We start from the raw sequence: 20,182 nt of genomic DNA, 5'->3' as shown, positions 1-20,182 counted from the left end.
TAATAATAAGATTCGATGAGAAAATTGATATTAATTATTTTAGACGGTTGGGGTCTTTCTTCTCCCAAAAATTATTATTCTTCTGCAATAGAACAAGCTTTTACTCCATTTATTGATTTTTGTTCTAAAAATTATCCTTATAGTAAATTAAAAGCATCAGGATGTTATGTTGGATTACCTAAAGGACAAATGGGAAATTCTGAAGTGGGGCATATTAATTTAGGAGCTGGACGTAAGATTTCTCAAAGTTTAGAAAAAATTAATATTTCTATAAAGAATAATTTATTGATAAAAAAAATAGATGTTTTTTTTGATGAGATCTCTATTTCTAAAAAAAGAATTCATTTTATTGGATTATTATCTGATGGAGGGGTACATTCACACATGAATCATCTTTTTTATTTACTTAAAATAGCTCATGAAAAAAAAATAAAGAATGTTTTTATACATGTTTTTACAGATGGTAGAGACTCTTCTCCAAAAAAGAGTATTTTTTATATAAAAAAACTTTTAAATGTTGCTGAACAATACGTTGGGAAATTATCTTCTGTTATCGGAAGGTACTATTCAATGGATCGTGATCATAAATGGGAGAGAACTAAAAAAGCATATGATGCAATGGTTCATTCAAAAGGAATCTATACTAAAAATATTATTCTATCTATAGAAAAACTATACGATAAAGGAATTACGGATGAGTTTTTATCTCCTTTAATAATTGTTGATGAAAATGAAGTTCCTGTTTCAAAAATAAAGGATGGAGACGTTGTTTTCTGTTTTAATTTTCGTCCTGATCGTTCTAGACAAATTACAGAGCTTCTTACGGGTAATAATGTTCTTTTTTCAGACATGAAAAAATTAAATTTACTTTATTACATAACTATGACTTGTTTTAATCCTAAATATAAAGGAATTCATGTGCTTTTTGAAAAAGAATATTTATTAGATACTTTGGGGGAAATTTTAGAAAAAGAAGGAAAACAACAAATACGTATAGCTGAAACTGAAAAATATCCACATGTTACTTTTTTTTTCTCGGGAGGAAGAGAAACTCCTTTTAATAGAGAAATTAGAATTTTATGTGAATCTCCTAAAATTCCTACTTATGATTTAAAACCTGAAATGAGTGCAAAAAATATTGTGAAAAAAATTATTCCTGAATTAAAAAGGAAACAATCGGATTTTATTTGTCTAAATTTTGCGAATCCAGATATGGTAGGACATACTGGTAAAATGAAAGAAACAATAAAAGCATGTGAATTTGTTGATATATGTGTAAAACATTGTTCTGAAGAAGCTATAAAAAACTCATATACAGTTATTATTGTAGGAGATCATGGAAATGCAGATTATATGATCAATTTAGATGGAACCCCTCATACCGCTCATACTACATCTTTAGTTCCTTTTATTCTTTTAGATAAAAACATAAAAAAACGAGATCTCTTTTTAAAAGAAGAAGGAGTCCTATCAGATGTAGCTCCTACTATTCTACAGTTAATGGGGCTCCCTATTCCTAAAATCATGAGTGGGACTTCTATGATCATAAAATATTTTTAAAAAATAATTGCATTTTGATACAATTAAAAACTATTGAAGAAATAATCTTAATCAAAAAAAGTGCATTTTTAGCTTCTAAAACATTAGGAATGCTGGCTAAAAAAGTAAAACCAGGAGTTAATACTCTTTATTTAGATAAACTTGCAGAAAATTTCATTCGTGATCATGGTGGAAAACCGGCTTTTTTAGGATTATACAATTTTCCAAATACTTTGTGCGTTTCTCCAAACAATCAAGTTGTACATGGAATCCCTAATCAAGACCCCTTATGTGAAGGGGATATATTATCTATAGATTGTGGAGTTTATATGAATGGATTTTACGGAGAACATGCTTATACTTTCGAAGTGGGAAAAGTATCTCGTGATACAAAAAAATTTTTAAATTGTTCTAAAAAATCTCTTTACATTGGAATATCCAATTGTAAATGGAAAAATAGTATTGGAGATATAGGTTATTCGATACAATCTTATATTGAAAAAAACGGTTATAATGTAGTAAAAGACCTTGTAGGTCATGGATTGGGAAAAAATATGCATGAAGATCCTAAAATACCAAATTTTGGGAAAAAAGGAAAAGGAGTTAAATTAAAAGAAGGATTAGTTCTTTCGATAGAACCAATGGTAAATATTGGTTCATCTAAAATTCTTTTTCATAAAGATGGATGGACAATAACTACTCTAGATAATAAAATTTCTGCTCATTATGAACATAATGTGGCTATTGTAGATGGATTGCCCTGTTTACTTTCCACTTTTCGTTATATTTATAAAGAACTTAATATTAATTCATTAGAAGAAGAACCTTTTCAAAATCAGAAAATTGATATTGATGATCTTTAATGTGATTTAATTTTTTTAATTACTAAGTTTTGTAATTTATTATTAAATAGCATAATTTGCATTTTAAATACAGGATATGCCTACTATACAGCAGTTAATTAGAAAAGGACGGACTTCTGTTTCTAAAAAACGGAAATCTGTGGCTTTAGAATTTTGTCCTCAAAAAAGAGGAGTTTGTACCAGAGTTTATACTACTACACCAAAAAAACCCAACTCCGCTATGCGAAAAGTAGCTCGTGTTCGTTTTACAAATGGAAGAGAAGTAATTAGTTATATTACAGGAGAAGGACATAATCTTCAAGAACATTCAATCGTATTAGTTAAAGGGGGAAGAGTAAAAGATTTACCAGGAGTAAAATATAAAATAGTGCGGGGGGCTAGAGATACAGCCGGAGTTAATGGAAGAAAAAAAAGTAGAAGTAAGTATGGAGCTAAAGTAGCTAAAAAAGATTAAACTATTAATGAGAAAAGTAAAAAAAAAAGAAAAAGTATATTTTCCAGATCCTAAATTTCATGACCCTTTAGTAACACGTTTTGTTAATCATTTAATGAAGAATGGGAAAAAAAATATAGCATATAACATATTTTATAATGCTATCGAAAAAATCGAGGTGATCAAGAAAAAAGAAGAAAAATCTGCATTAGAAATATGGAAAGAAGGACTAAAAAATGTAACGCCTCATGTAGAAGTTAGAAGTCGTCGTATGGGGGGATCCAATATTCAAGTTCCTGTTCCTATTTCTTCTAACAGTAAAATAACAAAAGCAATGAAATTGTTGATATCTTGTGCTTCTATTAGAAATGAAAAAACAATGGCGAACAAATTAGCATATGAAATATGGGATGCTTTTCAGGAACAAGGTGAAGCTGTAAAAAGAAAAGAAAACATTCATAAAATGGCAGAAGCTAATAAAGCTTTTTCGCATTTTAGATTTTAGTTATCTATGGCAAAAGATTTAAAATATACAAGAAATATAGGAATTGCAGCACATATTGATGCGGGAAAAACTACTACTACAGAAAGAATTCTATTTTACACAGGTATTAATCACAAAATAGGAGAAGTTCATGATGGGGCGGCAACTATGGATTGGATGCAACAAGAGCAAGAACGAGGGATAACTATTACTTCTGCCGCTACATGTTGTGAATGGATATATAATAAAAAGAAATATCAAATTAATATTATAGATACCCCTGGACATGTAGATTTTACTGTGGAAGTAGAAAGATCTATGAGGGTTTTAGATGGAATGGTTGTTTTATTTAGTGCAGTAGATGGAGTTGAACCTCAATCTGAAACTGTGTGGAGACAAGCAGATAAATATGAGATCCCTAGAATTGCTTTTGTAAATAAAATGGATCGTCAAGGTGCCGATTTTTTTAATGTTTGTTCTCAAATAAGAAAAATTTTAGGAGCGAATTCAGTTCCTTTACAAATACCTATTGATATTGGAGATAATTTTAAGGGAGTTATAGATTTAATATCTAATCAAGCTATTATATGGGATGAAAAAAATTATGGAATGACATATAAGAAAATTCCTATACCAGAGAATATGAAAAATATAGTTGATGATTATAAAAATCAACTCCTAGAAACATTATCTGAACATGATGATGTAATAATGGAAAAATTTTTGTACGGAAATTATTCTTCTATATCACAAGAAGATATTATTTTTTCTTTACGAGAAAATACTATTAAAATGAAAGTCATTCCTATCTTATGTGGGTCTTCTTTCAAAAATAAAGGAGTTCAAGCCATATTGGATGCTATATGTAGATATTTACCTTCTCCATTGGAAGTTAAAGATATAGTGGGCATCAATCCTACTAATCAAAAAAAAGAAAAAAGAAAACCTAGTGAAAATGAACCTTTTTCTGCTTTGGCTTTTAAAATAGCAAGCGATCCTTTTGTTGGACGATTAGCTTTTTTTAGGGTTTATTCTGGAAAAATAGAATCAGGCTCTTATAGTTTTAATGCTAGATCAGGAAATAAAGAACGTATTTCTAGAATATATCAAATGCACGCAAATAAACAAAATCCAGTAGATCAAATTGGGGCTGGAGATATAGCAGCTGTAGTCGGCTTTAAAGATATTAAAACCGGTGATACTTTATGTGATGAAAAATACCCCATTTTATTGGAAAAAATATTGTTTCCTGATCCAGTCATTGGATTAGCAGTTGAGCCTAAATATAAATCGGATATAGATAAAATGAGTTTTGCTTTATCAAAGTTAATGGAAGAAGACCCTACTTTTCAAGTAAGAACGGATAATTATACAGGTCAAACTATTATTTCCGGTATGGGAGAACTTCATTTAGAAATAATTGTGGATAGAATGAAACGAGAATTTAAAGTTGAAGTGAATCAGGGTAGGCCTCAAGTAGAATATAAGGAAGCTCTAACAAATTTAGTAGAACATAGAGAAATTTATAAAAAACAAACAGGAGGTAGAGGGAAATATGCGGATATCTTATTCAGATTAGAACCTGGAAATATAGGGGAATCCGGTTTAGTTTTCATTAATAAAATAAAAGGAGGAAATATACCAAAAGAATATATTCCTTCTATAGAAAAAGGATTTAAAGAAATGATGAAAAATGGTCCTTTATCTGGATATGAAATAGATAGTGCTAAGGTTACTGTTTTAGATGGATCTTATCATTCTGTTGATTCTGATCAACTATCTTTCGAATTGGCAGGTAAATTAGGTTTTAGAGAAGCGGCTAAAAAAGCTAAACCTGTTTTATTAGAACCAATAATGAAATTGGAAGTTTTAATTCCAGAAGAAAATATGGGAGATATAATAGGAGACTTAAATCGAAGAAGAGGAATAGTCCAAAATATGGATAGTAAAAATAATATAAAAGTAATTCAAGCTTTAGTCCCATTATCAGAAATGTTTGGATATGTAACGGTATTACGAACTCTTTCTTCCGGTAGAGGAACTTCTGTTATGGAATTTTCTCATTATGATACAGTTCCTGAAAATGTAATAGATAATATAATTATGGAAAATAAAAATAAAAAATAAAATAATAGTAGAAAAAAAATTAATATACTATGGGTCATGATATAAAAATTAAATTAAAATCTTATGATTATAATTTATTAGATAAATCGGCCGAAAGAATTGTAAATTCAGTGCTTCCTACAGGAGTTGTATTGAACGGACCAGTTCCTTTGCCTACTGAGAAAAAAATATTCACAGTATTACGTTCTCCTCATGTAAATAAAAAATCAAGAGAGCAATTTTTTCTCCCTACTCATAAAAGACTTTTACAAATTCATAATGCTTCATCTAAAACAGTAGATGCATTAATGAAATTGGAATTACCCAGTGGAGTGGAAGCAGAAATAAAAGTATAAAATATGGTTGGATTAATAGGAAAAAATATAGGAATGACTAGTATATTTTTGGAAAATGGAGAAAATGTTCCATGTACGATTGTGAAAGTGGGACCTTGCTATATTGTTCAGATCAAAACAATAGAAAATGATGGTTATTTTTCTATTCAATTAGGAATAGATAATCAGAAAATTAAAAAAACTAATAAATCTTTATTTAATCATTTTAAAAAAGCAGGGTTATCTCCAAAAAAAAAATTATTGGAATTTAAAACAAATAAAGTGTCTGATTTTATTTTAGGGAGTTCGATAAATATCGATCTTTTTAAAGAAGGAGAGTTAGTAAATGTAAAAGGGGTTTCTAAGGGGAAAGGTTTTCAAGGTGTAGTTAAGAGACATAATTTTTCAGGGGTAGGAGAAAAAACTCATGGACAACACAATCGTTTAAGAGCTCCAGGATCAATAGGAGCTGGATCAGATCCATCGCGTGTTTTTAAAGGAAAAAAAATGGCTGGAAGAATGGGAAAAAAAAGTGTAACTATTAAAAATCTAAAAATATTAAAAATAAATCCCGATTACAATATCATCATTTTAAAAGGGGCAGTCCCAGGAAATAAAAATTCATATTTAATGATTCAAAAAAAAGAATGGAATTAAAAATTTTAGATATAAAAGGCAATTATACTGATAAAAAAATAGAATTTCGCGATGATGTTTTTTTTAAAAAATCTTATCGTCATTCTATATACTTAGAAATTAAAAGATATTTATTAGCTCAACGTCAGGGAACACATAAGTCTAAAGAAAGAGGAGAATTATCTGGAAGTACTAAAAAATTGCATAGACAAAAAGGAACTGGAGGATCTAGAAAAGGCGATATAAAAAACCCTATTTTTAGAGGTGGAGGTAGAGTATTTGGTCCTAAACCAAGAAAATACATAACAAAATTAAATAAACGTACTAAAAATATAGTCAAAAAATCTATTATAGAACAAAAATTAGTACAAAACAAAATTTTGATTATAGAAGATTTAAAATTAAACGTTCCAAAAACTAAATTTATTTTAAATTTATTGAAATCCTTACAATTAACAGATAAAAAATCATTAATGATAATTGGAGAAATGAATAAAAACTTATATTTGTCTTCTAGAAATTTGAATAATTTTAAATTATTAAGTGTAAGTGAATTAGATTGTTTTTCACTTATCAATTTTTCATATATTATTTTTTCTGAAAATTCTATAAATAAAATTAACCATTTATTATCTATATAATAATATTATGGATCGTATAATTTTAATAAAACCTTTTATCACAGATAAATCTTATAAAGGAGAGAAATGTAGTTTTTATACTTTTTCTGTAAATATAAATTGCAATAAAATTCAAATTAAAAAAGAGATAAAAAAATTATTTGGATTTTCCGTAAAAAATATAAGAACAATGATTTACCCGAGAAAGAATAAATCTAAATATACTAAAAAAGGATTTCTTTATGGAAGGACCAATAAGCTAAAAAAAGCTACTGTTCAATTTTTTGGAAATCAAAAAATTGATTTCTTAAACAAAAAAGAAATCTAATGTCAGTTAAAAAATTAAAACCTACAACACCTGGTCAACGTTTTAGAATTGTAAATTGTTTTGATGAACTTACAAGTTGTAATTCTGAAAAAACTTTAGTAAAAGGTAAAAATAAATCTGGAGGAAGGAATAATGTAGGTCGCATGACTATGCGTTATTTTGGAGGTGGTCATAAAAAAAAATATAGAATAATAGATTTTAAAAGAAGAAAATTTGGAATTTCTGCTGTTATAAAATCTATAGAATATGATCCAAATCGGTCTTCTTTTATTTCTTTACTCCATTATGAGGATGGAGAAAAAAGATATATAGTAACAATGGAAGGATTTAAAATAGGACAAAAAGTGATTTCTGGAAAAAATATTCCTTTTAATATAGGAAATTCTACCTTTTTAAGTGATATTCCATTAGGAACTAATATATCCTGTATAGAACTTATCCCGGGACAAGGCGCTAAAATCGCAAGAAGTGCGGGTTCTTTTGCTCAATTATTTGCAAGAGACGATAAGTATGCAACAATTAAACTTCCATCTGGAGAAGTTAGAATAATAATGGTTACTTGTATGGCAACAATTGGAATTGTTTCTAACCCGGATCATCAATTGGAAACATATGGAAAAGCTGGTAAGAAAAGGCATATAGGAAAAAGACCTAGAACACGAGGAGTTGCTATGAATCCTGTAGATCATCCAATGGGAGGAGGAGAAGGGAAAGCTTCTGGAGGAATACCTAGAAATAGAAGAGGAAAACCCGCCAAAGGATTTAGAACTCGTTCTAAAAAACGATATTCTGACAGATATATTTTGCAAAGAAGAAAAAAATAAAAATCTTAAATAATTATGGCAAGATCTTTGAAAAAAGGACCATATGTTTCTCATCAGTTATATAAAAAAGTCTTAAATAATATTAAATCAGATAAAAAAATTGTAATTAAAACTTGGTCTAGGCCTTCCACAATTTTACCTGATTTTGTAGGACAAACTTTTGCCGTTCATAATGGAAAACAATTTATTAATGTATATATTACGGAAAATATGATTGGTCATAAACTTGGAGAGTTTGCTCCTACTCGTGCTTTTAGAGGTCACGCAGGATCTAAAGGTAAGTTGAAAATTAAAAATTAGTAGAAAATGAAACAGGAAACTAGTATAGTTTCAGCTTCTTTGAATGGAGCTAGAAGTTCTCCTAGAAAAATGAGATTGATCGCAGATTTAATTAGAAATCAAGAAATATATAGAGCTTTAGATTTATTAAATTATAGTAGAAAAAAAAGAGTTTCTTTTCTTTTCAAGAAATTACTTCTTTCTCTACTGTCTAATTGGAAAAAAAAACATAATCAATCTTATTCCGAAAAAAAAGAATATTTGTATATAAAAGAAGTTAGAGTGAATCAAGGAAAAACATTAAAAAGATTACGTCCTGTTCCTCAGGGAAGAGGACATAGAATTAGAAAAAGATCAAGTAATATTACTGTTTTTTTAGATAATAAAAAAGAAACATAATTCTTATGGGACAAAAAACAAATCCAATTGTTAATCGTCTTGGAATTATAACAGGATGGCAGTCTAGTTGGTGTAATAATTATAGAGATAGAATACAAGAAGATTTCAAAGTAAGAAGATATATAGAAGCTAGACTTCCAAAAGGAATAGTTTCTCGTATTTTTATAGAAAGAACTTTAAAATTTATCACAATTACGATTAGAACATCAAGACCGGCTCTTGTTATAGGAAAAAGAGGAGATGAAGTAGATACAGTAAGAAAAGAATTAAAAAAACTTACTAAAAAAGAAGTTCAAATCAATATTTCTGAAGTTAAACGTCCTGAATTAGATGCCCCATTAGTTGCAAAAGGATTAGTACGACAACTAGAAAATCGAATTTCTTATAAAAAAGCAATTAAATTATCCATTCTTTCTGCTATAAGAATGAATGCTCAAGGGATAAGAGTCCAGATTTCTGGAAGACTTAATGGATCGGAAATGGCAAGATGTGAAACTTATAAAGAAGGGAGAATTTCTCTCGGAACTTTCCGTGCTGATGTTGATTATCATATGGCAGTTGCTCACACTGTTTATGGAAGTATAGGAGTTAAAGTGTGGATAATGAAAGGAGAAATATACGGAAAAAGAGAATTATCTCCATTATTAGAAATTCATAAAAAACAAAGAAGTCATAAACCCTATCATTTTAATAGAAAGAAAAATAAATGAAATTTAGATCTTTATATGTTACAACCGAAAAGAACAAAATATAAAAAAAAACAAAAAGGGAGAATTCGTGGGAAAGCTAAAAAAGGAGTTCTTCTTTCTAGAGGGTTATATGGGATTAAAGCTTTAGAAGGTGCTTGGATTACTGCTAGACAACTAGAGGCAGCAAGAGTTGCTGCTACAAGATATATGAAAAGAGAAGGTCAATTATGGATTAATATTTTTCCAGATAAACCTGCTACAAAAAAACCACAAGAAGTACGTATGGGAAAAGGAAAAGGCCCTGTTGAATTTTGGGTATCTGTCGTTAAACCTGGTAGAATATTATTTGAAATAGACGGAGTAGATATGAATGTGGCTAAAGAAGCATTAAGATTAGCCGCTCAAAAACTTCCTATAAAAATGAAATTTATTTTTTCTAATGAAATAAAATTATGAATAATCTAAATGAAAAAAATTTATCAATTCACGATTTAATAAAACAAATTGATAAAAATCAAAAAAAATACCAGAATATGAAATTTAATCATCATGTTAAAATGCTCAAAAATCCTATGGAAATTAAATTAATTAGAAAAAATATTGCCAGATTGAATACTGAATACAACAAAAAAATAAATGACAAAAAAAGAATATAAATCTGAAAAAAAAATTCGAAATATCCGAAAGCAAAGACAAGGAATAGTTATCAGCGATAAGATGGATAAAACTATTGTTGTGTATGAAATCAAAAAAGTGAAACATAAATATTATGGAAAAAGTGTCACAAAAAATAAAAAATACATGGTTCATGATGACAAAAATATATCTAAAAATGGAGATAAAGTAAGCATTATGGAAATGCGTCCAGTGAGCAAAAGAAAATGTTGGAGGTTAGTTCATGTGTTGGAAAAATAAAATATAATTGATGATGTTACAACAAGAATCTAGGTGTAAAGTATCGGATAACACAGGGGCGAAGGAGGTTTTAATTATTCGAGTTTTAGGTGGAACTAAAAAGAGGTACGCTTCATTAGGAGATACAGTTGTGGTTACTGTGAAAATAGCTATTTCTGGAGGAAATACAGTTAAAAAGGGACAAGTTTGTAAAGCGGTGGTAATTAGAACAAAAAATAGAGCTAGAAGAAAAGACGGATCTTATATAAGTTTCGATGATAATGCTTGTGTATTAATTAATGCTTCTGGAGAAATAATGGGGACAAGAGTTTTTGGTCCAGTAGCAAGAGAACTTAGAGAAAAAGAATATATGAAAATTATTTCTTTAGCACAAGAAGTTTTGTGAAAAATATTTTTATGAAAAGAATAAAAAAAGAAGATAAGGTGTTGGTTTTATCAGGAAATAATAAAGGAACTGAAGGGATAATTGTAAAAGTTTTTTCTAAAAAAGATAAAGCCATTATACGTGGAATAAATATGATTAAAAGACACACCAAACCTACGCCAAGAAAACCTAAAGGTGGAATTGTAGAAAAAGAAGCCCCCATACATTTATCTAATTTAAAAAAATTGAATAAAAACGAAAATGAGTTACCAATCTAAATTGCAAAAATTCTATAAAAACAAAATAGTTCCTGATTTGATAAAAAAATTTAGATATAGTTCTGTTATGGAAGTTCCTAAATTAAAAAAAATAGTAGTTCATCAAGGGGTTGGTTCATCTATTTTAGATAAAAAAATTATAGATTATTCTATGAACGAGATAACATCTATTACAGGACAAAAAGCTATTTTTTGTTATTCTAAACATGATGAATCTGGATTTAAACTTAGAAAAGGAATGCCTATAGGGGTTAAAGTCACTTTAAGGAGAATGAAAATGTACGAGTTTTTAGAAAGACTTATTGTTGTTTCTTTACCTAGGGTTAGAGATTTTAATGGAGTGAAAGAAAGCAGTTTTGATAATCATGGAAATTATAATATGGGAATTATAGAACAAGTAATTTATCCTGAAATAAATATTGATAAAATTAAAAAAAATATGGGGATGAATATTACATTCGTAACTTCTGCAAAAAAAAATGAGGAAGCTAAAAGTCTTTTATCATTATTTGGAATCCCTTTTAAAAAAAAATAAAAATGGCTAAGGAATCTGTTAAAGCTAGACAAAAAAAAAGAGAAAAAATGGTCTTAAAATATGCAAGTAAAAGAAAAGCTTTGAAAAAGGCGGGAAATTATGAATTATTACAAAAATTGCCTAAAGATGCTTCTCCAGTTCGTTTGAGAAATAGATGTTCTATTAGTGGTAGATGTAGAGGCTATATGCGTCAGTTTGGAGTTTCTCGTATTGTTTTTAGAAATTTAGTTTCTCAAGGACTTATTCCTGGAGTAAAAAAAGCAAGTTGGTAGTAAAAAAATTTATATGGATGTAATTGCAGATTTTTTAACTAGAATTCGAAATTCTAGTTTAGCAAAACATAAACTTATCGAAGTTCCATATTCTAAAATAAAAAAAGAAATTGTTTGTGTTTTATTAGAAAGTGGATATATTTTAGGTTATAAAATAGAAAAAAACGAAAAAGTAATTAAAATAGCCTTGAAGTATTATAAAGAAAAAATTTCTGTTATTCATAAAATTATTAGAATTAGCAAACCAGGACTAAGAAAATATTGTAAATATAAAAATATTCCTAGAGTATTAAATGGATTAGGGATTGCTATAATTTCTACTTCTAGTGGAATTATTACAGATAAGCAGGCAAGAAAGAAAAAAGTAGGAGGAGAAATATTATGTTATGTATATTGATGTATATTGATAAAATAATTAATAATAAATGTCTAGAATTGGAAAAAAACCTATTCTCATTCCTAAAGATGTAAACTTACAAATTATTAATAACGAAATATTCGTCAAAGGATTTTTAGGAAATTTAAGTAAAAAAATTCCAAAAGGATTTCAATTTAATTTGAATCAAAATCAGTTACTGATTATTAGAGATGAGGAAAATAAAAAATCTAAATCTTTACATGGATTATATCATGTTTTAATTAAAAATATGATTATAGGAGTTTCAAAAGGTTTTCAAAAAAAATTGGAATTAATAGGAGTTGGATATAGAGTTTCTTATAGTGGGGATATTTTAGATTTGAATTTAGGCTTTTCTCATAATATCATGATGCAACTTCCTGAAGAAATTAATGTAGAAATTCAATCTGAAAAAGGTAAAAATCCTATTATTATTTTGAAATCTTATGACAAACAGTTATTAGGAATAATTGCTGCAAAAATTAGGTCTTTCAGGGTTCCAGAGCCTTATAAAGGAAAAGGAATAAGATATTTTGGAGAAAAAGTTATAAGAAAAGCAGGAAAATCAGCTTAAACAATTTTACAATAATGAAAAATAAAAAATTCAAAAAGATTTTTGGAGATCCAAATAGACCCAGAATATCTGTTTGTAGAAGCAATAAAGAAATATATGCACAAATAATAGATGATTTATCCGGAAAAACTTTAGTTTCATCATCCTCAATAGAAAAAGAATTCCATAAATATAAAAAAAATAAAACAGAATTGGCTTATGAAGTTGGTAAGTTATTGGGAAACAGAGCAAAAAAATTGAAAATAAAAAAATTAGTATTTGATAAAGGAAAATATTTATATCATGGAAGAATTAGATCTTTGGCCGAGGGAATTAGAGAAATGGGATTAGAATTTTAAAAAATATGCCTGAAAAAAAAACAAAACATACAGGATTAGAGTTAAAAGAAAAATTAGTTGGAGTGACAAGAGTCTGTAAAGTTACTAAAGGGAGAAGATATTTCAGTTTTAGCGCTATTGTTATTAAAGGAAATGAAAACGGAGTAGTAGGTTATGGTTTTGGTAAATCGAAAGAAGCTCCTGATGCTATTCATAAGGCCGGAGAACAAGCGAAAAGAAATCTTTGTAAAGTATGTGTCTCTAATGGAACCATACCTCATGAACAAGAAGCTAAATATGGAGGAGCCCGTATTCTTATTAAGCCAGCTTCTGACGGAACAGGAATTATTGCAGGTGGGCCACTAAGAGCTGTTCTTGAAGCCGCTGGATTGAGGAATGTTTTATCCAAATCTAAAGGTTCCTCAAATCATCATAATGTTATAAAAGCTACGATAAAAGCACTAAGCAATATAAGAGACGTTTATATCATAGCAAAACAGAGAGGAATTACTATAAAAGAAGTATACGATGGATAGAAATTATTTAAATATTGGTTATTTACATCCAAATAATGGATCTAAAAAAGAAAAATTAAGATTAGGAAGAGGACAAGGTTCAGGAAAAGGGGGAACTTGTGGAAGAGGACATAAAGGAGCAAAATCTCGATCTGGTTTTTCTAAAAAAAAAGGATTTGAAGGGGGACAAATGCCTCTTCAAAGAAGAATACCTAAATTTGGATTTACTAGAAACGTTAAGGTAAAAAAAATTATTGGAATCAATTTGGATACGATTCAAAATCGTATTAAAAAAATTAAAAAACAAGAAAAAAATATTCTCAATAAAGAATTTTTTATAAAAAATAATTTAGCTAGAAAAAATGATTTTATAAAAATTTTAGGAAGGGGGGAGCTCCATCTTCCATTAAAAATACACGCCTATCAATTTAGCAAAAAAGCTTTACTTTCTATAAAAAAAGCTGGCGGAGAAGCTGTATTTATGTGAATGAAATATTATGGATAATTTAATAACATCTTTTTATAATATTTGGAATGTAAAAGAATTACGTAAAAAAATAATAATAACTTTAGGTTTATTATTAGTATACCGTTTTGGGGCTTATATCCCTCTTCCAGGGATCAATCCTTTAGGAATTAGCGATTTTTTAGAAAAGTTAAATTCAGGTTCTAAGGGGTTAATGCAAATTTTATCCTCTTTTACAGGAGGAGCTTTTAATCGTGCATCGGTTTTAGCTTTGGGTATAATGCCTTATATATCCGCGTCTATTATAATACAATTGATGTGCATAATTATTCCTTATTTACAGAGACTTCAAAGAGATGGAGAGAGTGGACGAAAACAAATTAGTATCATTACTAGATGGTTGACTGTAGGAATATGTTTGATTCAAGCTCCTGTGTATCTTATTTCTTTAACACATCAATTTATTCCTTTTTATTCTTCCAAAACTGCTTATTTAATTGATTTAAATACTTTTTATGGGAAAAGCATGTTTTGGGTTATAGGAATAATGATTTTAACTTCAGGAACTTTATTTACCATGTGGTTAGGGGATAAAATAACAGATAAAGGGATAGGTAATGGGATTTCCTTAATTATTATGTCTGGAATAATAGCACGTTTTCCGGATGCTATTAACAAAGAAATTTTTAGCAAATTAGAAGCAGGTAATGGAGGGTTAATAGTTTTATTTTTTGAATTTTTATTATGGTTATTGGTTATTTTATTTTCTGTCATCATTATTCAAGCTATTAGAAAAATTCCAGTGCAATACGTTTCTCATTACAAATCATTAGGATTGGATTCTCAGTTAATTCATCAAAAACATCAGTATATTCCACTGAAAATGACAGCAGCTGGTGTAATGCCTATTATATTTTCTCAAGCTATTATGTTATTTCCATTAACTTTTTCTGATTATGTAAAAAACATTAAGATTAAGAATTTTTTTTATCTTTTTCAAGATATTTATGGATTATGGTATAATTTAACTATTTTCATATTAGTTATAATTTTCACTTTTTTTTATACAGCTATTGCAATTCCAGTAAATCAAATGGCTGATGATTTAAAAAGAAATGGAGGACATATACCTAGAATTAAACCTGGAAAAGAAACGGCTGAATATATAGATTATATTTTATCAAAAATAACATTACCTGGAGCTGTTTTGTTAGCGGTAATAGCTATACTTCCATCTATAGTTTTTCGTATGGGATTTACTCAAAATTTTGCATTATTTTATGGAGGTACTTCATTATTAATTGTGGTAGGAGTAATTTTAGATATTTCACAACAGGTTAATATATATCTATTAAATTATCATTATGATGGATTAATGATGATGAAATATCGAAGCAATAGATATGCTGAATAAAATAATAATTTTTTGTGTATATTATGTGTCTTAATTTAAGTTATTATAAAAACAAATTTATATTATATATATGGCTAAACAAAAGCATATTGAAGTTGATGGGACTATTATTGAATCATCTCCAAATGCAATGTTTCGTGTTGAGTTAGAAAATGGATGTATTGTTAAAGCTCATATATCAGGAAAAATGAGAATGCATTACATAAAAATATTACCAGGAGATAAAGTGAGATTAGAAATGTCTTCCTATGACTTAGAAAGAGGAAGGATAACTTATAGATATTAAGTCAAATTTTATTATGTCATGAAAATAAGAGCATCTTTAAAAAAAAGAACTGAAAATTGTAAAATAGTTAGGAGAAAGGGACGCTTACGTATTATTAATAAAAAAAATCCTAGGTTTAAACAAAAACAAGGTTAGACCTTTATTTTATGTCTGTAAGAATTTCAGGAGTGGACCTTCCGAGATCTAAAAGAGGAATTATTGGTCTTACTTATTTATATGGAATAGGTAAAAGTCTATCGAGAAAAATACTCTATTCTATTGGAATTAATGAAAATAAAAAAGTAGAGAATTGGTCTGATGATGAAATCAGTAAAATTAGAAAGTACATATCTGATTATATAAAAATTGAAGGAGAATTAAGATCTGAAATACAATTTCATATTAAACGATTAATGGATATCGGTTGTTATGTTGGAACTAGACATAGAAAAGGTTTACCATTAAGAGGTCAAAAAACAAAAAACAATTGTAGAACTAGAAAAGGAAGAAAAAAAACTGTAGCGAATAAGAAGAAAGTCACAAAATAAATATGGTAAAATCATCATCTGGTAAAAAAAGATCTGTGGTAGTAGACCCTGTAGGAGAGGCTCATATTCAAGCTACTTTTAATAATATTATTATAACCTTAACAAACAAAAAAGGTGATGTAATTGCATGGTCTTCTGCTGGAAAAATGAATTTTAAAGGATCTAAAAAAAATACTCCATATGCAGCTCAAATAGTAGCAGAAAATGTAGCAAAGGAAGGTTTAAATGCTGGAATAAAGAAAGTAGAAGTTAAAGTTAAAGGCCCCGGAGCTGGTAGGGACGCTGCTATACGAGCATTGAGTAATTCAGGAATTGTAGTTACAGTTATCAAGGATATTACTCCATTACCTCATAATGGCTGTCGCCCTCCTAAAAGAAGGAGAGTTTGACATTTAAGATCAAAAAACTATGGCAAAATATATAGGACCTAAAACTAAAATTTCTAGAAGATTTGGAGAATGTATTTATGGAGAAGATAAGTATTTTGAAAGAAAAAAATATCCATCTGGTCAGCATGGAAGTAACCGTCGTAGAGGAAAACGTTCAGAATATTTTATTCAATTAATAGAAAAACAAAAGGCGAGATATACTTATGGGATATTAGAACGGCAATTTGAAAGCTTATTTTTTGAAGCAGCAAGAAAAAAAGGGATAACTGGAGAATTATTATTACAAGCATGTGAAAGTCGTTTGGACAATATAGTTTTTAGATTAAAATTTGCTCCATCTCGATCTTCTGCACGTCAAATTGTTTCTCATAGACATATTATCGTTAATAATAAAGTGGTTAATATTCCATCTTTCAGATTAAAACCAGGAGATAAAATAGAAATAAAGGAAAAATCTAAAAAACATCCTGTAATATTAAATTCTATACATAAAAAAACAGGTCCATTGGTAGAATGGTTGATTTTGGATGAAAAAAATATGTTTGGTATATTTAGAATGATCCCAAAAAGGACACAAATACCTGAAAATATTAAAGAACAATTAATTGTTGAATTATATTCAAAATAAAATAGTAGTAAATCAATTGTATGGCTATTCTAAATTTTGTAAAACCTGATAGAATTGCAATATCCGAGTTTTCGGAGTATAAAGGTATTTTTCATTTGAAACCTTTAGAGCCTGGATATGGAATTACTTTGGGAAATGCATTAAGAAGAGTTTTATTAGGCTCGTTGAGAGGATTTGCAGTAACTTCTATTAGAATTAAAGGAGTTAAATATGAATTTTCTATTATAGAAGGAGTAGTTGAAGATGTAACTGAAATAATTTTAAATTTCAAAAAAATCCGTTTTAAACAAAAAATATCAGGAACTTGTAAAGAAACAGTTAACGCTTATATAAATCATGGAAAACAAGTTACAGGGAAAATTTTAAATAATTTTATTTCTGGATTTCAGATTTTAAATGATGATTTGGTTATTTGTAATAAAGATGAATTAGTCCCTTTAGAAATAAGTTTTACAATAGAAGAAGGTAGAGGGTATGTTCCTGCAGAAGAAAATAAAAAAAATAATGATGTTTCAATTGAAACTATTCCTATAGACTCTATTTATACTCCTATTAAAAATGTAAAATACACAATAGAAAATTGTCGTGTAGGGCAAAAAACTGATTTTGAAAATCTTTCATTAGAAATTAAAACAGATGGCTCCATTTGTCCTAAACTAGCTTTAATGGAAGCTTCAAAAATATTGATTCAATATTTTTCTATTTTTTCTTACGAAAAAATAGGCAAAAAAAAACAAGAAGAAATTAATAAAGACAAAAAATATGATGAAGAATTTATACGAATGCGAACATTGTTAATGTCCAAATTAAACGATATGGATCTATCTGTTCGTACAAAAAATTGCTTAAAATCAGCTTCTATAACTACCATAGCGGATTTAGTAATTTGTAGCAGGAGTAATATGTTGAAAATGAGAAATTTTGGTAAAAAATCTTTAGATGAGTTAGAAAGTAAAATGAAGGAAAAAGGATTATATTTTGGAATGAATATAGAAGAATTTCAATTGAAATAGTAAAGAATCATAGATAAAATTACTGATGGATCATAGAAATAAGAATAATCATTTAGGAAGAAAATATGGACATCGTCAATCTCTTCTTTCTAATATGGCTTCTTCCCTTATAAAAAAGAAAAGGGTTTTTACTACTTTAGCCAAAGCTAAGGCTTTAAGAAAATATGTAGAACCTATTATTACAAAATCGAAAGTTAATACTACTCATTCGAAAAGGAATATTTTTTCGTATTTAAGAGATAAAATTGCAGTGTCAGAATTATTTAAGGATACTTTTGAAAAAGTACGTGAACGTCCTGGTGGATATACTAGAATAATAAAAACTGGATTTCGTTTAGGAGATCAAGCGCCTCTTTCTCTTATAGAACTAGTGGATTTTAATGAAATTTATACTTATAAAAAAAAAATTAGACCTGTAAGACGTAGCAGAAAAAAAATAAAAAAAAGTGAACAATGAGTAAAATTAAACATATTCAAGCTAGACAAATATTAGATTCTAGAGGAAACCCTACTGTAGAAGTAGATGTTATAACAGAAAATAATATACTAGGACGTGCTTCTATTCCATCTGGAGCATCAAAAGGAAAACATGAAGCTTTTGAATTACGTGATAATCAAGAAAGTATTTTTTTTGGGAAAGGAGTTTTAAAAGCAATTCAAAATATAAATGATATTATTGCTCCTGAATTGATTGGAAAATCAGTTTTAGATCAAATTTGCGTTGATCAATTAATGTTGGAATTAGATGGAACGGAAAATAAAAAAAGATTAGGATCAAATACTATTTTAGGAATATCGTTAGCGACGGCAAAAGCAGCGTCTAACGAATTAAACATTCCTCTATATAAATATATAGGAGGTGTTTATACCCGTTCTCTTCCTATTCCTTTAATAAATATTGTAAATGGAGGAAAGCATTCTAATGCTTCTTCTATAGTTTTTCAGGAATTTATGATAGTTCCTGTTAAAGCAAATTCTTTTACAGAAGCCCTTCAAATGGGCCATAAAGTCTTTTATAAACTAAGAAGTATTTTAACCAAAAAAGGTTTTTCCACAAATGTAGGTGATGAAGGGGGTTTTGCTCCTAATTTTAATGGAATTGAAGATGTTTTAGATCATATATTAGAAGCGATACATATGGCAAATTATGAGCCTTATGATCAAATAGCAATAGCTATAGATTGTGCTGCGTCTGAGTTTTGTAAAAATAATCAATATGATTATTCTGAATTCGAAAGATCAGAAAAAAAAACAAAAGATTTGATAAAATCTAGGGAGGAACATATTCATTATTTATCTTATTTAGTCAAAAAATATCCAATTATATCTATTGAAGATGGCATCGATCAAAATGATTGGGAAGGATGGAGATTATTAACTCATGAAATAGGAGATAAAATTCAATTAGTTGGAGATGACCTTTTCGTTACACAAGTAAAGAAGTTAAATGAAGGAATAGAAAAAAAAGTAGCAAATTCTATTTTAATTAAAGTAAACCAAGTAGGAACACTAACGGAAACGATTGAAACAATTCATGTAGCTAAAAAAAATAAGTATAAAAACATTATATCTCATCGTTCTGGAGATACTGAAGACTCTTTTATAGCGGATCTTTCTGTCGCGTTTAATATAGAACAAATAAAAACAGGTTCTTTATGTCGTTCCGAACGAACTTCAAAATATAATCAACTATTACGCATAGAAAATACACTTGGAAAATATTCATTTTATTCAAAATGGAATTAAATAATAAAATA

34 protein-coding genes are annotated in these 20,182 nt (G+C 28.3%); all 34 read left to right on the top strand.

The window, feature by feature from the left end; all coding sequences use genetic code 11:
• Positions 1-15 precede the first annotated feature (15 nt).
• Positions 16-1,560, top strand: a complete 1,545-nt coding sequence (gene gpmI, locus H0H64_RS02025) for a 2,3-bisphosphoglycerate-independent phosphoglycerate mutase (RefSeq protein WP_185857141.1) — start codon at positions 16-18, stop codon at positions 1,558-1,560.
• A gap of 14 nt (positions 1,561-1,574) precedes the next feature.
• A complete protein-coding gene (map, locus tag H0H64_RS02020; RefSeq protein ID WP_185857140.1) occupies positions 1,575-2,402 on the top strand; it encodes a type I methionyl aminopeptidase in 828 nt (275 codons plus the stop codon).
• Between the two features lie 76 nt (positions 2,403-2,478).
• On the top strand, positions 2,479-2,856 hold the full coding sequence (gene rpsL / locus H0H64_RS02015) for a 30S ribosomal protein S12 (protein WP_185857139.1): 378 nt from the start codon (positions 2,479-2,481) through the stop codon (positions 2,854-2,856).
• Positions 2,857-2,863: 7 nt separating this feature from the next.
• Positions 2,864-3,340, top strand: a complete 477-nt coding sequence (gene rpsG / locus H0H64_RS02010) for a 30S ribosomal protein S7 (RefSeq protein WP_185857138.1) — start codon at positions 2,864-2,866, stop codon at positions 3,338-3,340.
• A gap of 6 nt (positions 3,341-3,346) precedes the next feature.
• The gene (gene fusA, locus H0H64_RS02005; RefSeq protein ID WP_185857137.1) at positions 3,347-5,446 is read left to right on the top strand and encodes an elongation factor G; all 2,100 of its coding nucleotides are present in this window, start codon (positions 3,347-3,349) and stop codon (positions 5,444-5,446) included.
• Between the two features lie 29 nt (positions 5,447-5,475).
• Complete coding sequence (gene rpsJ / locus H0H64_RS02000) at positions 5,476-5,781, top strand: 30S ribosomal protein S10 (protein ID WP_012840772.1); 306 nt, start codon at positions 5,476-5,478, stop codon at positions 5,779-5,781.
• Positions 5,782-5,784: 3 nt separating this feature from the next.
• On the top strand, positions 5,785-6,417 hold the full coding sequence (gene rplC / locus H0H64_RS01995; protein ID WP_185857136.1) for a 50S ribosomal protein L3: 633 nt from the start codon (positions 5,785-5,787) through the stop codon (positions 6,415-6,417).
• A complete protein-coding gene (gene rplD / locus H0H64_RS01990; protein WP_185857135.1) occupies positions 6,408-7,037 on the top strand; it encodes a 50S ribosomal protein L4 in 630 nt (209 codons plus the stop codon). Before rplC ends, rplD begins: the two co-directional genes overlap by 10 nt.
• A 7-nt stretch (positions 7,038-7,044) precedes the next feature.
• Positions 7,045-7,344, top strand: a complete 300-nt coding sequence (gene rplW / locus H0H64_RS01985) for a 50S ribosomal protein L23 (protein WP_394798747.1) — start codon at positions 7,045-7,047, stop codon at positions 7,342-7,344.
• Complete coding sequence (rplB, locus tag H0H64_RS01980) at positions 7,344-8,168, top strand: 50S ribosomal protein L2 (protein WP_185857134.1); 825 nt, start codon at positions 7,344-7,346, stop codon at positions 8,166-8,168. Before rplW ends, rplB begins: the two co-directional genes overlap by 1 nt.
• A gap of 15 nt (positions 8,169-8,183) precedes the next feature.
• Positions 8,184-8,468, top strand: coding sequence for a 30S ribosomal protein S19 (gene rpsS / locus H0H64_RS01975; protein ID WP_185857133.1), 285 nt, complete (start codon positions 8,184-8,186; stop codon positions 8,466-8,468).
• 6 nt (positions 8,469-8,474) lie between these two features.
• Entirely contained in the window at positions 8,475-8,846 is a 372-nt protein-coding gene (gene rplV / locus H0H64_RS01970) for a 50S ribosomal protein L22 (RefSeq protein WP_185857132.1), read from the top strand.
• A 5-nt stretch (positions 8,847-8,851) separates the two neighbouring features.
• The gene (rpsC, locus tag H0H64_RS01965; RefSeq protein WP_185857131.1) at positions 8,852-9,556 is read left to right on the top strand and encodes a 30S ribosomal protein S3; all 705 of its coding nucleotides are present in this window, start codon (positions 8,852-8,854) and stop codon (positions 9,554-9,556) included.
• A 15-nt stretch (positions 9,557-9,571) separates the two neighbouring features.
• Positions 9,572-9,991 (top strand): 50S ribosomal protein L16, encoded by a 420-nt coding sequence (gene rplP, locus H0H64_RS01960; RefSeq protein ID WP_185857130.1) that lies wholly within the window; start codon positions 9,572-9,574, stop codon positions 9,989-9,991.
• Positions 9,988-10,191 (top strand): 50S ribosomal protein L29, encoded by a 204-nt coding sequence (gene rpmC / locus H0H64_RS01955; protein WP_185857129.1) that lies wholly within the window; start codon positions 9,988-9,990, stop codon positions 10,189-10,191. Before rplP ends, rpmC begins: the two co-directional genes overlap by 4 nt.
• Entirely contained in the window at positions 10,172-10,450 is a 279-nt protein-coding gene (gene rpsQ, locus H0H64_RS01950; protein WP_185857128.1) for a 30S ribosomal protein S17, read from the top strand. The genes rpmC and rpsQ overlap by 20 nt, the downstream gene beginning before the upstream one ends.
• Before the next feature lie 13 nt (positions 10,451-10,463).
• A complete protein-coding gene (gene rplN, locus H0H64_RS01945; RefSeq protein ID WP_185857611.1) occupies positions 10,464-10,835 on the top strand; it encodes a 50S ribosomal protein L14 in 372 nt (123 codons plus the stop codon).
• 11 nt (positions 10,836-10,846) lie between these two features.
• Complete coding sequence (gene rplX, locus H0H64_RS01940) at positions 10,847-11,092, top strand: 50S ribosomal protein L24 (RefSeq protein WP_185857127.1); 246 nt, start codon at positions 10,847-10,849, stop codon at positions 11,090-11,092.
• Positions 11,076-11,627: a 50S ribosomal protein L5 gene (gene rplE, locus H0H64_RS01935; RefSeq protein WP_185857126.1), complete on the top strand. Its 552-nt coding sequence runs from the start codon at positions 11,076-11,078 to the stop codon at positions 11,625-11,627. Before rplX ends, rplE begins: the two co-directional genes overlap by 17 nt.
• A 2-nt stretch (positions 11,628-11,629) precedes the next feature.
• Complete coding sequence (rpsN, locus tag H0H64_RS01930; protein WP_185857125.1) at positions 11,630-11,899, top strand: 30S ribosomal protein S14; 270 nt, start codon at positions 11,630-11,632, stop codon at positions 11,897-11,899.
• Positions 11,900-11,906: 7 nt separating this feature from the next.
• On the top strand, positions 11,907-12,296 hold the full coding sequence (rpsH, locus tag H0H64_RS01925) for a 30S ribosomal protein S8 (RefSeq protein ID WP_317168468.1): 390 nt from the start codon (positions 11,907-11,909) through the stop codon (positions 12,294-12,296).
• 28 nt (positions 12,297-12,324) lie between these two features.
• Complete coding sequence (gene rplF, locus H0H64_RS01920) at positions 12,325-12,870, top strand: 50S ribosomal protein L6 (RefSeq protein WP_185857123.1); 546 nt, start codon at positions 12,325-12,327, stop codon at positions 12,868-12,870.
• A 14-nt stretch (positions 12,871-12,884) separates the two neighbouring features.
• A complete protein-coding gene (gene rplR, locus H0H64_RS01915; RefSeq protein ID WP_185857122.1) occupies positions 12,885-13,208 on the top strand; it encodes a 50S ribosomal protein L18 in 324 nt (107 codons plus the stop codon).
• 5 nt (positions 13,209-13,213) lie between these two features.
• On the top strand, positions 13,214-13,723 hold the full coding sequence (gene rpsE, locus H0H64_RS01910; protein WP_185857121.1) for a 30S ribosomal protein S5: 510 nt from the start codon (positions 13,214-13,216) through the stop codon (positions 13,721-13,723).
• Positions 13,716-14,189, top strand: a complete 474-nt coding sequence (rplO, locus tag H0H64_RS01905) for a 50S ribosomal protein L15 (protein ID WP_185857120.1) — start codon at positions 13,716-13,718, stop codon at positions 14,187-14,189. The genes rpsE and rplO overlap by 8 nt, the downstream gene beginning before the upstream one ends.
• A 10-nt stretch (positions 14,190-14,199) precedes the next feature.
• Positions 14,200-15,582 (top strand): preprotein translocase subunit SecY, encoded by a 1,383-nt coding sequence (secY, locus tag H0H64_RS01900; RefSeq protein WP_185857119.1) that lies wholly within the window; start codon positions 14,200-14,202, stop codon positions 15,580-15,582.
• 70 nt (positions 15,583-15,652) lie between these two features.
• A complete protein-coding gene (gene infA / locus H0H64_RS01895; RefSeq protein ID WP_014726678.1) occupies positions 15,653-15,868 on the top strand; it encodes a translation initiation factor IF-1 in 216 nt (71 codons plus the stop codon).
• A gap of 18 nt (positions 15,869-15,886) precedes the next feature.
• The gene (gene rpmJ, locus H0H64_RS01890; protein WP_185857118.1) at positions 15,887-16,003 is read left to right on the top strand and encodes a 50S ribosomal protein L36; all 117 of its coding nucleotides are present in this window, start codon (positions 15,887-15,889) and stop codon (positions 16,001-16,003) included.
• Between the two features lie 11 nt (positions 16,004-16,014).
• Entirely contained in the window at positions 16,015-16,395 is a 381-nt protein-coding gene (gene rpsM / locus H0H64_RS01885) for a 30S ribosomal protein S13 (protein ID WP_185857117.1), read from the top strand.
• A gap of 2 nt (positions 16,396-16,397) precedes the next feature.
• Positions 16,398-16,784 carry a 30S ribosomal protein S11 gene (gene rpsK / locus H0H64_RS01880; RefSeq protein WP_185857116.1) on the top strand — a complete coding sequence of 129 codons (387 nt, stop codon included), beginning with the start codon at positions 16,398-16,400 and terminating at the stop codon, positions 16,782-16,784.
• Positions 16,785-16,803: 19 nt separating this feature from the next.
• On the top strand, positions 16,804-17,412 hold the full coding sequence (rpsD, locus tag H0H64_RS01875) for a 30S ribosomal protein S4 (protein ID WP_185857115.1): 609 nt from the start codon (positions 16,804-16,806) through the stop codon (positions 17,410-17,412).
• A 20-nt stretch (positions 17,413-17,432) separates the two neighbouring features.
• The gene (locus tag H0H64_RS01870; protein WP_185857114.1) at positions 17,433-18,425 is read left to right on the top strand and encodes a DNA-directed RNA polymerase subunit alpha; all 993 of its coding nucleotides are present in this window, start codon (positions 17,433-17,435) and stop codon (positions 18,423-18,425) included.
• A gap of 25 nt (positions 18,426-18,450) precedes the next feature.
• Positions 18,451-18,882 carry a 50S ribosomal protein L17 gene (gene rplQ, locus H0H64_RS01865; protein WP_185857113.1) on the top strand — a complete coding sequence of 144 codons (432 nt, stop codon included), beginning with the start codon at positions 18,451-18,453 and terminating at the stop codon, positions 18,880-18,882.
• A complete protein-coding gene (gene eno / locus H0H64_RS01860) occupies positions 18,879-20,171 on the top strand; it encodes a phosphopyruvate hydratase (protein ID WP_185857112.1) in 1,293 nt (430 codons plus the stop codon). Before rplQ ends, eno begins: the two co-directional genes overlap by 4 nt.
• Positions 20,172-20,182 lie beyond the last annotated feature (11 nt).

The sequence above is a fragment of the Blattabacterium cuenoti genome (genome assembly GCF_014251635.1).
Classification (GTDB): domain Bacteria; phylum Bacteroidota; class Bacteroidia; order Flavobacteriales; family Blattabacteriaceae; genus Blattabacterium; species Blattabacterium cuenoti_S.
The sequence above is the reverse complement of the archived record's forward strand: the minus strand, read 5'-3'. Positions and strand labels throughout refer to the sequence as shown.

Bases quoted from the DNA above. Each gene is read 5' to 3' on its own strand.
- gpmI (WP_185857141.1), top strand. From the start codon at position 16: ATGAGAAAATTGATATTAATTATTTTAGACGGTTGGGGTCTTTCTTCT.
- rpsL (WP_185857139.1), top strand. From the start codon at position 2,479: ATGCCTACTATACAGCAGTTAATTAGAAAAGGACGGACTTCTGTTTCT.
- rpsG (WP_185857138.1), top strand. From the start codon at position 2,864: ATGAGAAAAGTAAAAAAAAAAGAAAAAGTATATTTTCCAGATCCTAAA.
- fusA (WP_185857137.1), top strand. From the start codon at position 3,347: ATGGCAAAAGATTTAAAATATACAAGAAATATAGGAATTGCAGCACAT.
- rpsJ (WP_012840772.1), top strand. From the start codon at position 5,476: ATGGGTCATGATATAAAAATTAAATTAAAATCTTATGATTATAATTTA.
- rplC (WP_185857136.1), top strand. From the start codon at position 5,785: ATGGTTGGATTAATAGGAAAAAATATAGGAATGACTAGTATATTTTTG.
- rplD (WP_185857135.1), top strand. From the start codon at position 6,408: ATGGAATTAAAAATTTTAGATATAAAAGGCAATTATACTGATAAAAAA.
- rplW (WP_394798747.1), top strand. From the start codon at position 7,045: ATGGATCGTATAATTTTAATAAAACCTTTTATCACAGATAAATCTTAT.
- rplB (WP_185857134.1), top strand. From the start codon at position 7,344: ATGTCAGTTAAAAAATTAAAACCTACAACACCTGGTCAACGTTTTAGA.
- rpsS (WP_185857133.1), top strand. From the start codon at position 8,184: ATGGCAAGATCTTTGAAAAAAGGACCATATGTTTCTCATCAGTTATAT.
- rplV (WP_185857132.1), top strand. From the start codon at position 8,475: ATGAAACAGGAAACTAGTATAGTTTCAGCTTCTTTGAATGGAGCTAGA.
- rpsC (WP_185857131.1), top strand. From the start codon at position 8,852: ATGGGACAAAAAACAAATCCAATTGTTAATCGTCTTGGAATTATAACA.
- rplP (WP_185857130.1), top strand. From the start codon at position 9,572: ATGTTACAACCGAAAAGAACAAAATATAAAAAAAAACAAAAAGGGAGA.
- rpmC (WP_185857129.1), top strand. From the start codon at position 9,988: ATGAATAATCTAAATGAAAAAAATTTATCAATTCACGATTTAATAAAA.
- rpsQ (WP_185857128.1), top strand. From the start codon at position 10,172: ATGACAAAAAAAGAATATAAATCTGAAAAAAAAATTCGAAATATCCGA.
- rplN (WP_185857611.1), top strand. From the start codon at position 10,464: ATGTTACAACAAGAATCTAGGTGTAAAGTATCGGATAACACAGGGGCG.
- rplX (WP_185857127.1), top strand. From the start codon at position 10,847: ATGAAAAGAATAAAAAAAGAAGATAAGGTGTTGGTTTTATCAGGAAAT.
- rplE (WP_185857126.1), top strand. From the start codon at position 11,076: ATGAGTTACCAATCTAAATTGCAAAAATTCTATAAAAACAAAATAGTT.
- rpsN (WP_185857125.1), top strand. From the start codon at position 11,630: ATGGCTAAGGAATCTGTTAAAGCTAGACAAAAAAAAAGAGAAAAAATG.
- rplF (WP_185857123.1), top strand. From the start codon at position 12,325: ATGTCTAGAATTGGAAAAAAACCTATTCTCATTCCTAAAGATGTAAAC.
- rplR (WP_185857122.1), top strand. From the start codon at position 12,885: ATGAAAAATAAAAAATTCAAAAAGATTTTTGGAGATCCAAATAGACCC.
- rpsE (WP_185857121.1), top strand. From the start codon at position 13,214: ATGCCTGAAAAAAAAACAAAACATACAGGATTAGAGTTAAAAGAAAAA.
- rplO (WP_185857120.1), top strand. From the start codon at position 13,716: ATGGATAGAAATTATTTAAATATTGGTTATTTACATCCAAATAATGGA.
- secY (WP_185857119.1), top strand. From the start codon at position 14,200: ATGGATAATTTAATAACATCTTTTTATAATATTTGGAATGTAAAAGAA.
- infA (WP_014726678.1), top strand. From the start codon at position 15,653: ATGGCTAAACAAAAGCATATTGAAGTTGATGGGACTATTATTGAATCA.
- rpmJ (WP_185857118.1), top strand. From the start codon at position 15,887: ATGAAAATAAGAGCATCTTTAAAAAAAAGAACTGAAAATTGTAAAATA.
- rpsM (WP_185857117.1), top strand. From the start codon at position 16,015: ATGTCTGTAAGAATTTCAGGAGTGGACCTTCCGAGATCTAAAAGAGGA.
- rpsK (WP_185857116.1), top strand. From the start codon at position 16,398: ATGGTAAAATCATCATCTGGTAAAAAAAGATCTGTGGTAGTAGACCCT.
- rpsD (WP_185857115.1), top strand. From the start codon at position 16,804: ATGGCAAAATATATAGGACCTAAAACTAAAATTTCTAGAAGATTTGGA.
- H0H64_RS01870 (WP_185857114.1), top strand. From the start codon at position 17,433: ATGGCTATTCTAAATTTTGTAAAACCTGATAGAATTGCAATATCCGAG.
- rplQ (WP_185857113.1), top strand. From the start codon at position 18,451: ATGGATCATAGAAATAAGAATAATCATTTAGGAAGAAAATATGGACAT.
- eno (WP_185857112.1), top strand. From the start codon at position 18,879: ATGAGTAAAATTAAACATATTCAAGCTAGACAAATATTAGATTCTAGA.